Annotated in this window: 13 protein-coding genes and 1 riboswitch; of the genes, 7 read left to right on the forward strand and 6 right to left on the reverse strand. The window is 64.1% G+C overall.

The window, feature by feature from the left end; genetic code table 11:
* The first annotated feature begins 21 nt into the window (after nucleotides 1–21).
* The 7 genes from DRB19_RS06925 (at nucleotide 22) to DRB19_RS06960 (ending at nucleotide 7,102) form a co-directional block, all read left to right on the forward strand.
* Nucleotides 22–3,480: a chromosome segregation SMC family protein gene (locus DRB19_RS06925; protein ID WP_114185302.1), complete on the forward strand. Its 3,459-nt coding sequence runs from the start codon at nucleotides 22–24 to the stop codon at nucleotides 3,478–3,480.
* A gap of 209 nt (nucleotides 3,481–3,689) precedes the next feature.
* Nucleotides 3,690–4,061 carry an AtpZ/AtpI family protein gene (locus DRB19_RS06930; RefSeq protein ID WP_114185303.1) on the forward strand — a complete coding sequence of 124 codons (372 nt, stop codon included), beginning with the start codon at nucleotides 3,690–3,692 and terminating at the stop codon, nucleotides 4,059–4,061.
* Nucleotides 4,062–4,117: 56 nt separating this feature from the next.
* Entirely contained in the window at nucleotides 4,118–4,846 is a 729-nt protein-coding gene (locus DRB19_RS06935; protein ID WP_114185304.1) for a F0F1 ATP synthase subunit A, read from the forward strand.
* Between the two features lie 56 nt (nucleotides 4,847–4,902).
* A complete protein-coding gene (locus tag DRB19_RS06940) occupies nucleotides 4,903–5,127 on the forward strand; it encodes a F0F1 ATP synthase subunit C (RefSeq protein WP_009764739.1) in 225 nt (74 codons plus the stop codon).
* Between the two features lie 213 nt (nucleotides 5,128–5,340).
* Complete coding sequence (locus tag DRB19_RS06950) at nucleotides 5,341–5,889, forward strand: F0F1 ATP synthase subunit B family protein (RefSeq protein WP_114185306.1); 549 nt, start codon at nucleotides 5,341–5,343, stop codon at nucleotides 5,887–5,889.
* A 13-nt stretch (nucleotides 5,890–5,902) separates the two neighbouring features.
* Nucleotides 5,903–6,388 (forward strand): F0F1 ATP synthase subunit B family protein, encoded by a 486-nt coding sequence (locus DRB19_RS06955; RefSeq protein ID WP_114185307.1) that lies wholly within the window; start codon nucleotides 5,903–5,905, stop codon nucleotides 6,386–6,388.
* Nucleotides 6,389–6,451: 63 nt separating this feature from the next.
* Nucleotides 6,452–7,102: an HAD family hydrolase gene (locus DRB19_RS06960; protein ID WP_114185308.1), complete on the forward strand. Its 651-nt coding sequence runs from the start codon at nucleotides 6,452–6,454 to the stop codon at nucleotides 7,100–7,102.
* A gap of 12 nt (nucleotides 7,103–7,114) precedes the next feature.
* Here DRB19_RS06960 and DRB19_RS06965 read toward each other — a convergent pair whose 3' ends face one another.
* From DRB19_RS06965 to gcvT, 6 genes are all read right to left on the reverse strand, one after another.
* Nucleotides 7,115–9,178 (reverse strand): acyltransferase family protein, encoded by a 2,064-nt coding sequence (locus tag DRB19_RS06965; protein ID WP_114185309.1) that lies wholly within the window; start codon nucleotides 9,176–9,178, stop codon nucleotides 7,115–7,117.
* Between the two features lie 388 nt (nucleotides 9,179–9,566).
* Entirely contained in the window at nucleotides 9,567–11,213 is a 1,647-nt protein-coding gene (gene gcvPB / locus DRB19_RS06970; RefSeq protein WP_373867342.1) for an aminomethyl-transferring glycine dehydrogenase subunit GcvPB, read from the reverse strand.
* Entirely contained in the window at nucleotides 11,213–12,553 is a 1,341-nt protein-coding gene (gene gcvPA / locus DRB19_RS06975) for an aminomethyl-transferring glycine dehydrogenase subunit GcvPA (protein ID WP_114185310.1), read from the reverse strand. The genes gcvPB and gcvPA overlap by 1 nt, the downstream gene beginning before the upstream one ends.
* Before the next feature lie 19 nt (nucleotides 12,554–12,572).
* A complete protein-coding gene (locus DRB19_RS06980) occupies nucleotides 12,573–13,046 on the reverse strand; it encodes an OsmC family protein (protein WP_114185311.1) in 474 nt (157 codons plus the stop codon).
* Nucleotides 13,047–13,059: 13 nt separating this feature from the next.
* Complete coding sequence (gene gcvH / locus DRB19_RS06985; RefSeq protein WP_114185312.1) at nucleotides 13,060–13,431, reverse strand: glycine cleavage system protein GcvH; 372 nt, start codon at nucleotides 13,429–13,431, stop codon at nucleotides 13,060–13,062.
* A 17-nt stretch (nucleotides 13,432–13,448) separates the two neighbouring features.
* A complete protein-coding gene (gene gcvT / locus DRB19_RS06990) occupies nucleotides 13,449–14,597 on the reverse strand; it encodes a glycine cleavage system aminomethyltransferase GcvT (RefSeq protein ID WP_114185313.1) in 1,149 nt (382 codons plus the stop codon).
* 167 nt (nucleotides 14,598–14,764) lie between these two features.
* Nucleotides 14,765–14,855, reverse strand: a riboswitch (glycine riboswitch).
* Nucleotides 14,856–14,887: the final 32 nt, after the last annotated feature.

Consider the following 14,887-nt stretch of genomic DNA (forward strand, 5'->3'; position numbering starts at 1 on the left):
GCGGGACGGAAAGGCGCGTCCATGAAGCTGACGCGCCTCCGCATCGCAGGGTTCAAAACTTTCGTCGAGCCGATGGAGTTCCTGATCGAGCCGGGCCTGACCGGCGTGGTCGGGCCCAACGGCTGCGGCAAGTCGAACCTTGTGGAGGCTCTGCGCTGGGTCATGGGCGAGAACTCGCACAAGAACATGCGCGCCACGGGGATGGACGACGTCATCTTCTCCGGCTCGGGCAACCGCCCGGCCCGGAACTCCGCCGAGGTGATGCTCACCATCGACAATGCGGAGCGCACTGCCCCCGCGGCCTTCAACGACGCCGACCTTTTGGAAATCTCGCGCAAGATCGAGCGCGAGGAAGGCTCCACCTACCGGGTCAACGGCAAGGAAGTCCGTGCCCGCGACGTGCAGATCCTGTTCGCGGACGCCGCCACCGGCGCCCGCTCGCCCGCCCTGGTGCGCCAGGGCCAGATCAGCGAGATCATCTCGGCCAAGCCCCAGTCCCGCCGCCGAATCCTGGAGGACGCCGCCGGCATCGCGGGCCTCCATGCCCGCCGCCACGAGGCGGAGCTAAGGCTCAAAGCCGCCGAGGACAACCTGGTGCGCGTCGAGGACGTGCTGCGGGAGCTGGAAGCTCAGATCGAAAGCCTCAAGCGCCAGGGTCGCCAGGCCTCGCGCTACAAGAACCTCTCGGCCGAGATTCGCCGGCTCGAAGCCCTGGTCTATGCCATCAGCTTTGCGGATGCCCGCGAGCAGGCTGCAACCTCCGAGCAGCAGGCCTCCGACAACTTGAAGGCGGTCGCCAGTCTCACCGAGGAGCAGACCAAGGCCGCCACCGCCCAGGCCGTCGCGGCCCATGCGCTCCCGGCCCTCCGGCAGGCCGAAGCCGAGGCCGCCGCGGCCCTGCAGCGTCTGACCCATGCCCGCAACGAGCTCGAATCGGAGGAGCGGCGCTCCAAGGACCGGGTGACCGAACTGGAGCGTCATATCGGCGACCTCAACCGCGACATCGCCCGCGAGGCGGTGCAGCGCACGGATGCCGAAGCCACCATCGAGCGCCTCCAGGCCGAACAGGCCGAGATCGCCCAGACGACGGAGGGGGCTGACGGCGCCCGCGCCGAGGCCCAGGAGCGCCTGAGCAACGTGGAGGCGGAACTTGCCGAGGCAGAGGCTGCCTTGAGCGCCCTTCAGGCTCAGACCTCCGACCTCAACGCCCGCCGCGCTGCCCTTGAGCGTGCTGTTCGGGAGGAGATGGAACGCGCCGCCCGCTTCGCATCCGAGCGTGAACGGATCGAGCGCGATATCGAGGCTCTGTCCGCATCAACGGACGATTCCCCGCCCATCGACATGCTCCGCGAGGAAGCCGCGATGTCCGAAGAGGCCGCGCAAGCAGCCGAAGAGGCCGTGATCGTGGCCCGAGAAGCCCTGGCGGCGGCGCGGGATGCCGAAAATCACCTGCGCCCGCCCCTGAACGAGGCTGAGCGGCACGCGCAGAGGCTTGAGACGGAAGCCCGAACGCTTGCGAAGCTGGTTATGTCCGCGACCGGCGATCTCTGGCCTCCGGCCCTTGACCAGATCACCGTCCAGAAGGGTTACGAGACGGCCCTGGGCGCAGCGCTTGGAGATGATCTCGAAGCCTCCACCAACCCGTCGGCCCCCGCCCATTGGGCCGCGACCGGAAGCGGCGACGGCGACCCGGCGCTGCCCGAGGGCATCCGCTCCCTGGCGGACCTGTCGACCGCGCCAACAGAGATGCAGCGCCGTCTCAGACAGATCGGCGTTGTCGGCAAGGCCGACGGGCTTCGCCTGCGCGGCCTCCTCAAGCCCGGCCAACGCCTTGTTTCGCAGGAAGGCGATCTGTGGCGCTGGGACGGCTTCACCACGGCGGCGGAGGCTCCCTCCCCGGCGGCGCGGCGTCTTGCGGAGAAGAACCGCCTCGGGGATCTGGAGCGCGAGGCCGCAGAGGCCCGCGAACGGACCGAGCATTTGCGGCACGAGGCCGAAGAGGCCCTGAACGCCGTTCGCATCGCCGCATCGCACGAGATGCAGGCCATCGAAGCGGCGCGCCAAGCCCGCCAGGCCCTCGACGGCACCCGCACGCGGCTCGCCGTCGCGGAGCGCAAGGAAGCCGAGATCGGGCAACGCCGCTCCGCCCTGCAGGAAGCCCTGACGCGAATCTCGGAAAGCGAAAGCGAGGCGCAGGAGCGCGCGGAAGCCGCCCGGTCTAACCTCGAAGACCTTGCGCCGGCTCCCGATCTCGAAAGCAGACTTTTGGAGGAACGCACCCGCGTGGCGGAATTCCGCGCGGCGGCGTCCGAGGCGCGGGCCGCGCTCCAAGCCCTGATGCACGAGGCGGAGCTGCGCCGCCGCCGGCAGGAATCCCTTGCGGCCGACATCCGCCTGTGGACCGAGCGTGTCCAAAGAGCGGCCAGGGCGCATGAGGATCTGGGCGATCGCCTGGAGCGCGCCCAAGACGAGCACCAGCGGCTGCTGGAAGCTCCGGACACCTATCTCCTGCGTCGCCGCTCGCTTATGGCGGAGGTCGAGCAGGCCGAGGAAAGGCGCAAAGAGGCCGCCGACCGGCTCGCCGATGCAGAGACGCATCTGGCGGAGACGGATCGCACCGCCCGCGCCGCCCTCGAGGCTCTCGCGGCCGCCCGCGAGGCCCGTGCGGGATCGCAGGCCCGTCATGAGGCGGCGACCCAGCGCCTCGCTGAGATTACCCATGCCATTGCCGAGAACCTGGAGACCACTCCGGCGGGCCTGATCGAACTTGCGGGCCTCAAGGAGGGCGTCGAGCTTCCCTCCCAAAGCGAAATTGAGACCAAGCTCCATTCCCTCAAGGGGGATCGGGAGCGCCTGGGCGCGGTCAACCTGCGGGCCGATGAGGAGCTCACCGAACTCGAGGCGAAATTCACAGGAATCGCCACGGAACGGGACGATCTCGTCGAGGCCATCAAGCGCCTGCGCCAGGCCATCGGCAGCCTCAACCGCGAAGGCCGCGAGCGCCTGCTTGCCGCCTTCGACGTGGTCAATGCTCATTTCCAGCGCCTGTTCACCACCCTGTTCGGAGGCGGGACCGCCGAGCTGACGCTGGTCGATTCGGACGATCCCTTGGAAGCTGGGCTCGAAATCCTCGCCCGACCGCCGGGCAAGAAGCCGCAGAGCATGACCCTCCTGTCGGGTGGCGAGCAGGCCCTGACGGCGACCGCGCTGATCTTCGCGGTGTTCCTCACGAACCCGTCGCCGATCTGCGTGCTGGACGAGGTCGACGCACCTCTCGACGACGCCAACGTGGAGCGCTACTGCGACCTCCTGGACGACATGTCGAGGCAGACCGAGACCCGGTTCGTGGTCATCACCCACAACCCCATCACCATGGCGCGCATGGACCGGCTGTTCGGCGTCACCATGGCCGAGAGAGGCGTCTCGCAGCTCGTCTCTGTGGATCTTCAGAGCGCCGAGCGCATTCTTGAGCCTGTCTAAGGTTTTGCCGCCCCTATGCCGGTTCGGCGTCAAAATCGTGGACGCTTTGAGGGCGGACCCGGCGGAAACGAACTTTGTTCAGTGATTTCAAAAACTTAACTCTTTCCTGCCGGTCCTTGACAGGGGGGACCCTGCCTCATATGTTGCGCGCGGCTTTCGGGGCCGGGCTTCCAAGACCTTTTCCCGCACTGCTTTGAAAGGAAAACGCCATGGCGGATCCCACGAAGCGGAGCGACGAGAACGGTCGGGAACCGAGCAGTTCCGACGACGCCAACCTTTCAGCGAGACTGAGATCTCTCGATGCGCGGATCGACAGGGCATCCGCACACCATGAGGTCAAGGAATCGTCTGCCCGCCCGACATCTGATTCGAGCGCTCTCGGTCAAGCCTTCCGGCTTTCGGCAGAGTTCGTTTCCGGAGTGGCTGCGGGCGGGATCGTGGGGTGGCTCGTCGACAGGCTGTTCGGAACCTCTCCTTGGGGGCTCATTATCTGTCTCATTCTCGGTTTCTGCGCCGGGATGCTCAACCTGATGCGAGCGGCTGGAATGCTGAAAAGCGCCCGGCACGATGAGAAAAGATGATGCCTTTCATCCCGACAGCCACCCGGCGACAGGCAACAGCAAATTAAGAGCGGATCATGGCAAGCCCGATTGAGCAATTCCAGATCAAGCCCATCATCCCTGTCATCAACTTCACGAATTCGTCGTTGTTCATGATCGGCGCCACCGCCGTCATCGTCGGCGGCCTGCTTCTGGCTACCCGCAATCGCGCCGTCGTCCCCGGCCGCGCGCAGTCCGTGGCCGAGATGCTCCATGACTTCGTGGCCAACACCCTGACGGATGCCACGGGCCGGGAAGGAATGAAGTTCTTCCCCCTCGTGTTCTCCCTGTTCATGTTCGTTCTGACGGCGAACCTGCTGGGCATGATCCCGGGTTTCTTCACGGTCACGAGCCATATCATCGTCACCTTCGCGCTCGCCATGCTGGTGATCGGCACCGTCGTGATCTACGGCTTCGCCAAGCACGGAACCCACTTCCTCGGGCTCTTCGTGCCATCGGGCGTGCCGGCCTGGCTCCTGCCCTTCATCGTGGTGATCGAGCTCATCTCCTTCCTGTCGCGCCCGATTTCGCTGTCTTTGCGTCTTTTCGCGAACATGCTCGCGGGTCACATCGCGCTCAAGGTTTTCGCCGGGTTCGTCGTTAGCCTCTTGGCTGCCGGCGGCGCCCTGACGATCCTCGCTCCGCTGCCGCTTCTCATGGCGGTTGCTCTCATGGCGCTCGAGTTCCTCGTCGCCGCTCTGCAGGCCTACGTCTTCACGGTGTTGACCTGCATCTACCTGAACGACGCGCTGCACCCGGGCCACTAGGTCTGCGCTGAGTTAAACACTCCCCCTCCCGATCACAGATTCCTAAGGAGATCACGATGGATCCGGTTGCTTTCAAGTTCCTCGGCGCGGGCCTTGCCTGCATTGGCATGGGCCTCGCCGCCATGGGCGTCGGCAACATTTTCGGCAACTTCCTCTCGGGCGCTCTGCGCAACCCGTCGGCTGCCGACGGTCAGTTTGCCCGCGCGTTCATCGGCGCGGCGCTTGCGGAAGGTCTCGGCATCTTCTGTCTCGTCGTCGCCCTCGTCCTGCTGTTCACCTAATCTAAAACGTGGATCGGGACGGCGGAGTGCCTTGGGCGCTTCGCCCTGGTAATGGTGACGGCGGACAACCCGCCGTCATTCATGTTTCGAGATCGGTTCCGAAAGCTCGAACCCGCTGCTCGAAACGTTTCGTTTTTATCCGCATTTTCGGACGGGCCGATGCCCGTAATCCGGAAAGCGCAGTAAGTCATCCGTCCCTTTAGGATCAGCTCCATGGCTCAGGCTCAGACGACCCATGCTGCAACGGAAGCGCCTGGCGGCGCTCACGAAGAAGTCGGCTTTCCGCCTTTCATGACGGAAACCTTCGCCGGCCAGCTGGTCTGGCTGACGATCACCTTCGCGGCGCTCTACATCCTGCTCTCGAAGCTGGTTCTGCCCCGCCTGTCGGGAATCATCGAGCACCGCCGCGAGACGATCGCGCGGGATCTCGACGATGCAGCCACGATGAAGACCCGGGCCGAGGAAGCGGGCTCCGCCTATGAAAAGGCGCTGTCCGAGGCAAAGAGCCAAGCTCAGAGCCTTGCTCAGCAAACCCGGGCCCAGCTTTCCTCCGAGAGCGACGCCAAGCGCAAGGCCATCGAGGCAGACCTCGCCGAGCGTCTGGCAGCGTCTGAAGCGACGATCGCCGCCAAGAAGACCGAGGCTATGAGCCACGTGCGCAGCATCGCGCGTGACACGACGGTTGCTATCGTCGAGCGTCTGTCCGGCAGGGCGCCGAATCCGCAGGCGGTGGAAGCCGCCCTCGACCAGTCCAAAGTTTGAACAGGAGATACGCATGTTCGCCAGCGCTGAATTCTGGGTCGGCGTCGCCTTCGTCATCTTCTGGGGCGTCATGTTCTATTTCGGCGTGCCCGGGAAGGTTCTGTCCTCCCTGGACGGCCGCTCCAAGCGGATCGCCGACGAGCTCGCCGAGGCCAAGCGCCTGCGCCAGGACGCGGAGAACCTTCTGAAGGAGTTCGAAGCCAAGCGCGCCGCCGCCGAGCGCGAGGCCGCCGAGATCGTGTCCTCCGCCCGCGATGAGGCCCAGCGCCTCGCCCAGGACGCACAGGAGAAGATGGCCGAGTTCGTGAGACGCCGCACCGCTTCTGCCGAGGCCCGGATCGCTCAGGCCGAAGCCCAGGCGTCCCAGGAAGTGCGGGCCGCCGCCATCGAGGCCGCCATCAAGGCTTCCGAGCGCGTCCTGCGCCAGGAGGTTTCGGGCCAAGCCGGCGCCGGCCTCGTGACCCAAGGCCTCAACGACGTTCGCGCGAAGCTGCAGTAAGGATTTGATCAGGTCGGGAATCAAGGGCCGCCTCCAGGGCGGCCTTTTTCGTTGGAGCCCCTCATGCTGCTGATCTTCGACTGCGACGGCGTCCTGGTGGATTCCGAGGTCTTGAGCTGCCAGGTCGACGCGGATCTCCTCACCAGCCTCGGGATGCCTTACACGGCGGATGAAATTGCTCGGCAGTTCGTCGGCGTCAGTCTCAAGGACATGATCGCACGCATCGCAGCAGAGCACGGCCGACCCCTCCCTGCGGATTTTGGCGAGCGGATCAACCGCACCCTGTTCGCCCGGTTTGAGACCGATCTGCGCCCGATCCCCGGTGTGCGGGACGCGATCCTCGCCCTCCCCCACCGCCGCTGCGTCGCATCCTCATCCACCCCGGACCGGATCGCCCTCTCGCTTCGCGTCACAGGCTTGAGCGACCTCTTCGACCATCTCTTCAGTTCCGTGCAAGTGCCGCGCGGCAAGCCTGCTCCGGACCTGTTCCTGCATGCTGCCAAGCAGATGGGTTTTGCACCCGCGGATTGCCTCGTGATCGAGGATTCCATCGCGGGCGTTCAGGCCGCACGCGCCGCCGGAATGAAAGTCATCGGTTTCACGGGTGGCGGCCATTGCGGACCACAGCATGGGGAGAGGCTGCGCGAGGCCGGCGCTTCGCTGGTTGTCGAGCAAATGTCTGACCTGCCTAGTGCCGTTCAGATCCAAGCCTGAACAAACCCCAGCTTACTGTGTGGGAGCAAGAGGAAAGGAACTCGACGCGTTCGCAAAGAGATCTGGGCGAACTTCCTTCATTCTTTCACCAAGCACAGGCGCAAGGCTCCTGGCGAATGTCGCAGTCATGTGGTGCCGGTCCCGATAGATGAGGATATTCCCGCCCACGGCATGGCACAGAGTTTGGTCGCAAAATCGATCCGTCAGATCAATGAATTCGACGTTTTTGGGTTTGGGCTCCAGCGATGTACTGGGGTCGACATCGTTCATGTGTCGGTCGCGCGGACGTGCACATGCAACCACATTGGACAGATTCTTCTCAACGCATTCGGGAACGACGTGCCCCGGCCAAGGATTGTCCCGCACCGCAATGACGGTGATTCTGAGCTCTTCAAGCCGCGACCAGAACATCACATAGGCGCTTGGGACGTGCTCTCTCCTGGGCTTCTGCCCCTCGACCTGAGCGCCGCGATACGGACGCGTGGATGTTGTGAAAACGACGTCCGGCTTCAAGTTCGTGAGGTATTCGAGGGCGCTTTCTCTCCACGTCTCGCAGTCCGAGGATGTCGTCGGCCGACCGGTGTAAGATAGTGTGCAAGCGGCCTTCGGGATGTTGATGATCCGCCATCCGTTCTGATGCGCTAGTACCTCCAGTGCGGGGAACCACTGCGCGGAATGCGATCCGCCAGCCAATACGATCGTTTTCGTGGGCGCGGTTTCGTTCCCATACGTGCACACGATCAGTTCCGCCACACCAGGTCTTTGCTGGCATTTCTCGATGGTGGGCCTAGGCAAATCGCCCTTTGCACTAGCAGGGCCAGGTCGAAGCGGGATGCCAGGCGTGACCGCCGTCTCCATGGAGGCCGGAATCGAGCCCCCGGGATAATCAACCTTCGCAAGGCCGCGGCTGCTGTCAGCACGCTCCAGCATGAGCGTCCACAGAGTTGTGGTCACTAGGATCGGCATGACCCAACCTGTGCCCATGGCATGGAGATGCCAAGCATTGTACTTGCCGATAGCTGAGCGTTGGATCGGCTGCTCTACCCAGCGGTTCAAAAGATAGGCGCCGTATAGGGCGAGGGCGATGACCAGCAATCCATCGATAATGCCAAGTTTTGTCCGGTCGACAGCGATCATGTAGAAGATCAAAACCGGCCAATGCCAAAGGTAGAACGAAAAGGAAATTTCGCCCAAAGCCACAAGCGGCTTCCACGCAAGGACCCTATCCGCGCCCAAACTCATGCTGCCCCCGCCGGAAACAAGGACCAGAGCTGCGCCGATCGTGGGCCAAAGCGCGACATAACCAGGAAACGTCACCTTAGCCGAAAACATGAAGCCGCAACTGACCACGGCGAGGAGGCCCGTCCAGCCAGCGAGGAAACGAACCACAGGCGCGATCGTCAGATGCGGCAGAACCACAGCGACAAGACCGCCAAGAGCGAATTCCCAGACCCGAGCCCATGTATCGAAGTAGGTTGGTGCTGGGCTATGGCCCGTCTGGATAATGGAATAAGCGAGGGAGGCGAGGAAAACAGCGGCCAGAACGGCCACGAACGCAAATGTGACGGAGCAAAGCTTTCTTGCCAGAAGGGCCGCAGCCATCAGCAGGAATGGCCAAATGGCGTAGAACTGCACTTGAACCGACAGCGCCCAGAACTGCTGAACCGGGCTAGGCGGCTCGTCCCGAGCCAGATAGTCAACCGAGTTCATCATCAGCTTGATGTTCTCGAGGTGGAAGGCGCTGTAAAAGACTTCGGATAGAAAACTCTCGCGTCGCACGAGAGGCATCAACAGCAGGGCGACCAAGAGGGTGAGGCCTAGAACCGAGTAAGCCAGCGGGGCGATGCGTTTGGCGATTCGGCCCCAGAAGGCGATGACGTCGATGCTTTGGCGTCGTTGGAGTTCCCTGTACAGGGAGCCAGTAATCAGGAAGCCCGAAATGACAAAGAAAACGTCTACGCCGCCGGAAACTCGGCCTCCCCAGATATGAAAGACGGCCACTAGTAATGCGCCAATAGTCCGGATGCCCTGTATCTCGGGACGATAAGAGGATTGTTCAGGGAGCCAGGCACTCATGATTCCGTCGCCTCAGTCTGGATCTTGGAGGAACTTGCTGCGCAGTAGGGGGCACCCGCGCTTCGCATGGGCGATCCTCTCGGCTTCACTACGGAGCGAAGGGGCTATTACTCGTTTTATGGTACGATATATAATTTACGTACCGTCAGCCCTGTGTATTTCAGGATCATTCGCCTGCCTCTTCCCCAAAGAGGGAGGTGGTCATCGGCATGACTGGGTCGGCTCAGTCTTGCGATTGGCTCTCATCGGACGGCGGCGCAACGGACGAGACATCGCTGCGCTCAAAATTGACGGCCTATTGGCCAGGCCGGTCACAAGCGTCTTCCAAATGAAAATGCCGCCCCGAGGGGCGGCATTTTGCATAACTTCATGGGTGTGGACGTTCTTGTTACTCCGCCGCTTCCGCGATGGGCGCAGGCGGCGTCCATTTCAGCACTGGGCTGCGCGCGGCGCGGGTCTCGTCGAGACGGCGGCGGGGAGCGTGGTACGGGGCGCCGGTGAAGCGGTCCTTGTCACCCTTCTTAGCCGCCATGGCAAGGTCGCGCAGGGTCGCGATGAAGAGGTCGAGGGAGGCTTTCGATTCGGACTCCGTCGGCTCGATCAGCATCGCGCCATGCACCACCAGCGGGAAGTACATGGTCATCGGGTGGTAGCCCTCGTCGATCATGGCCTTGGCGAAATCGAGCGTGGTGACGCCCGTATCCTTGAGCCATGTGTCGTCGAACAGCACCTCGTGCATGCACGGCTTGTCACCGAAGGGCTGCGAGAACAGGTCCGCCAGGGAGGCGCGGATGTAGTTGGCGTTCAGCACCGCGTCCTCGGACGCCTGCTTCATGCCATCCGACCCGTGCGAGAGCATGTAGGCGAGCGCGCGCACATACATGCCCATCTGGCCGTGGAAGGCGGTCATGCGGCCGAACGGCTTTTCGGCCGTTTCGTCCTCATGCTCCAAGAGGGTGAACTCGCCGTCCTTCAGGGTCACGAACGGCACAGGCGCGAAGGGCGCGAGCCGAGCGGAGAGCACCACCGGACCCGCGCCCGGACCGCCGCCGCCATGGGGGGTCGAGAAGGTCTTGTGCAGGTTGATGTGCATGGCGTCGACGCCGAGATCGCCGGGCTTCGCCTTGCCCACGATGGCGTTGAAATTCGCGCCGTCGCAGTAGAAATACGCGCCCGCATCGTGGATTGCCTTGGCGATCTCCGCCACCTGGTTCTCAAAGAGGCCGCAGGTGTTGGGATTGGTCAGCATGATCGCCGCCACGTCCGGACCGAGGAGCTTCTTCACGTCCTCCACGTGCACCCAGCCGTCGTCGCGGGCCGGAACCGGCTTCACCACGAAGCCGATGAGGGCCGCCGTCGCCGGGTTGGTGCCATGAGCCGAATCGGGCACCAGCACCACATTGCGGGTCTTGCCCTCGCCCTTGGCTTCGATGGCCGCCTTGATGGCCATCATGCCGCAGAGCTCACCATGCGCGCCAGCCTTCGGCGAGAGCGCCACGGTGGTCATGTTGGTAAGCGTCACGAGGTAACGGCCGAGCTCGTTCATGAGCTCCAGCGCGCCCTGCACGGTGGAGACCGGCTGCAGGGGATGCACGTCCGAGAAGCCCGGCAGGCGGGCCATGCGCTCGTTGAGGCGCGCATTGTGCTTCATGGTGCAGGAGCCGAGCGGGAACAGGCCCGTGTCGATGCCGTAGTTCATCTGAGACAGGCGCACGTAGTGGCGCATCGCTTCCGGCTCGGAGAGGCCCGGAAGACCGATTTCGTCCTTACGCTCCAAGCCGCCGAGGCGGGGCTTGAAGTTCTCCGGCTCATCGAAATCGACGCCCGTCACATCGGTGTGGCCGATCTCGAAGAGCAGCGGCTCGATCTGCGCCAGCGCCTTGTTGCCGGTGAAGGTCGGATGGCTTCCGGCGGAACCGGTGCTGAGAGTGTTGGCGTCACCCTGCATGCGGGCGGCCTGATCGCCCATGCCGGCGGCCGGATCGGACACACCGTGGGCTTGCGGAGCGGAGGGTCGTCCCTGGCGGTTCAACATCACAGAACCTCCTTCAAGGCAGCCACAAGGGCCGCGCGGTCATCATCGGTGTTCACTTCGGTGGAGGCCACGAGGAGCAGGTTGTCGAGGCCAGCCTCGGGCAGAAGCCGCGACACGGGCACGCCCGCGAGCACGCCCTTCTCGGCCAAGCGCTCGACAACTTCAGCCGCGGGCTTCGAGAGCTTCACGGTGAACTCGTTGAAGAAGGCCTTGTTGAGAACCTCTGCGCCGCTCACGTCATCGAGCAGGTCCGCCAGCTTCACGGCGTTGGCGTGGTTGACACGGGCAAGCCGGGTGAGGCCCGCCTGACCCAGCAGCGTCATGTGGATCGTGAAGGCGAGGCAGCAGAGGCCCGAATTGGTGCAGATGTTCGAGGTGGCCTTGTCGCGGCGGATATGTTGCTCGCGGGTCGAGAGGGTGAGCACGAAGCCGCGATTGCCGTCCGCGTCCACTGTCTCACCGCAGAGACGGCCCGGCATCTGGCGGATATATTTCGACTTGGCCGCGAACAGACCCACATAGGGGCCGCCGAAATTGAGCGCATTGCCGATGGACTGGCCCTCGCCCACCACGATGTCCGCGCCCATGCTGCCTGGGGACTGCAACAGGCCCAGCGACACGGCTTCGGTGAACACGGCGATGAGCAGCGCGCCGTGCTGCTGCGCCTTGGCGGCGATGGCCTCGAGGTCGCGCACGTTGCCGAACACATCCGGCGTCTGCACGACGACGCAGGACACGCTGTCGTCGATCTGGGACAGGATATCTTCCGTGCCGGAGACGTCGGGACCCATGGTCACGACGTCGTCGCTCGCCATCTCAGAGAGCGTCTTCACCACGTCTACGTAGTGCGGATGCAGGCTGCCGGAGAGAACGGCCTTGCGGCGCTTGGTGACCCGGTGCGCCATGAGCACCGCCTCGCCCGTGCCGGTGGAGCCGTCATACATGGAGGCGTTGGCCACATCCATGCCGGTCAGCGCCGCAACTTGCGTCTGGAACTCGAACAGGTATTGCAGGGTGCCTTGAGCGATTTCCGGCTGGTACGGCGTGTAGCTCGTCAGGAACTCAGAGCGCTGGATCAGGTGATCGACAGTGGCCGGCACGTGGTGCTTGTACGCGCCTGCGCCCACGAAGAACGGCACCGAGGAGGCCGAGACGTTCTTCGAGGACATGCGGGACAGGATGCGCTCGACCTCCAGCTCGCCCTTGCGGCGGGGAAGATCGATCGGCTCCTTGAGCAGCATGGTCTTTGGAATGTCGGCAAAGAGTTCGTCGACGGATTGGACGCCGATGCGCGCGAGCATTTCGCCGCGATCGGTATCCGAGAGGGGAAGATAACGCATCGGTAAAAAACCTTGGGGGTTAGTGCGGGGAAATGCCCGCAACCACGATTTCCGTCAGGATGGAATTCGCGATGAAACACTCTTGATGAGCCAGGTGGTGCATGCTGGCGATTTGGTCCGGTGTGGGAACCTTCTCGCCGGTGAAATCGATTGCCGGATCGAGGGTGATTTTTGACACGAAGAGCTTGCCGTTCTGGTTCTTCGTCATGACGCCGACCGCCTGATCCTCGTAGCGGTTGACCACGAACCTCTTCTTTGCCGCGATAGCCAGGAAGGTCAGCATGTGACAGCTCGAAACCGCCGCCACGAAGGCTTCTTCAGGGTCCACCGCATCTTCACGCGACAAGGGCAAGGGCACCACGGAGGGCGAAGCCGACGCCGGCACGGTGACGCCGCCGTCGAACGTCCAGAGATGGAAGCGGCTGTAGCGGTTGTCGGAGAAGGTGTCTCCGTCGCGCTCCCAGCGGATCGTCGCTCTGTATTCGTGCTCCATGGCCACGGCTCCCTTAGAGGGACTTCACGAATTCCTGGTACTGCTCTTCCGTCAGCAGGCCTTCGATCTCGCTGGGGTTCGTCACGCGAATCTTCAGGAACCAACCGCGACCGGCCGGATCCTCGTTCACGGCGCCTGGAGAGGCTTCGAGGTCGCTGTTGACCTCGACCACCTCGCCAGAGACCGGGGCATAGATCTCGCTTGCGGCCTTCACGCTCTCGACAACAGCAGCCTCGTCGCCCTTGTTGACGGTCTTGCCGATGCTGGGCAGTTCCACGAACACCACGTCGCCGAGCTGAGCTTGAGCGTAGTCGGTGATGCCCACGATGCCGGCGTCGCCCTCGATGCGGATGTATTCGTGATCCTTGGTGTAACGGGTGGTCATGTGCAGTCCCTCTGTTTTTAGCGCTTGTAACGGTGTGGTGCGAACGGCATGGCGGCGATCTTGGCGGGGATCGGCTTGCCGCGCACCATGAGATGAACATCGGTGCCGATGGCGGACACGTCGCGCGCCACATAGCCCATGGCCACCGGGCCGTTGACGGTGGGGCCGAAGCCGCCGGAGGTCACGACGCCGACCTCCCGGCCGTCGGGCGTCACGATGACCGAGCCCTCGCGAGCAGGCGCCCTGCCCTCGGGCTTGAGGCCAACGCGCACGCGGCCCGCGCCATCCTTGATCTCGCGCTGGACGCGCTCCGCACCCGGGAAGCCTCCCTCCTCGCGGCGGCGCTTCTGGATCGACCAAATCAGGCCTGCCTCGATGGGCGATGTGGTGGTGTCGATGTCGTGACCGTAGAGGCAGAGGCCCGCCTCCAGGCGTAAGGAATCGCGGGCGCCGAGGCCGATGGGCTTCACTTCCGGATGCGCCAGTAAGGAGCGCCACAGCGCAGCCGAATCCTTGTCGTGGCAGGAGATCTCGTAGCCGTCCTCGCCCGTATAGCCGGACCGGGAGATGTGGCACCAGATACCGTCGATCTGCACGTCGGCGGACATCATGAAGGCAAGCTCCGCGGCTTCCGGGGCCTTCTCGGCCATGACGGCTGCGGCGGAAGGCCCCTGAAGCGCCATGAGCGCCAAGTTGTCCTTGCGGTTGAGCGTGACGCCGGCAGGCAGGCGGGCCTGGATGTGGGCGTAGTCGGCATCCTTCATGGAGGCGTTCACCACCAGGTACAGCCAGCCCTCGTGACCGGGCGCGCCCACGCGGGTGACCATGAGGTCGTCGAGGATGCCGCCATCGTCGGCCAGGAGTTGGGAATAGCGCTGCTGGTTGGGCTTGAGGTTGAGCACGTCCGCCGGGATTAGCGCCTCGAAGGCCTTGGCCACGGTCTCGTGGCTCTTGTCCTCGGCGACCAGGAAGGCCTGGCCCATATGGGACACGTCGAACAGGCCCGCGTGCTCGCGGGTCCAGTTGTGTTCCGTCAGGATGCCGGTGGGGTACTGCACGGGCATGTCGTAGCCCGCGAAGGGCACCATGCGGGCGCCGAGCGCCACATGCTCGCCATGGAGCGGGGTTTTCAGAAGCGGCTCGTCGGCGCGGGCTGGCTCGGCCATGGGATTCCCTCAAAAGACGCGCGTTTCAACGGGCCGTGCGGCCCGCTGGTTTGCGCCCCCTCTGTCCCGAGACCTGAGAGATTTCCCCCTGCGCTGCATAAGCGCCGCAAAGGTTACGCCCGTCGGTGGGCGGTGTCCTGTCGGACATCGCCGCTTTCCAGAGTGCCAGCTCCCACGCGGTCCTTTGGCCTGAGCGTTTCCGGGGCGGTTGCGCCTTCGGCGCCGGGCTCGTAGCCCGGTCTCTTCCGCGGGGATCAGCGGCTTCCTCACCTCTGAGGGTCCTGCCGGCA

This window comes from Microvirga aerophila, from assembly GCF_003332305.1.
Lineage (GTDB): Bacteria > Pseudomonadota > Alphaproteobacteria > Rhizobiales > Beijerinckiaceae > Microvirga > Microvirga aerophila.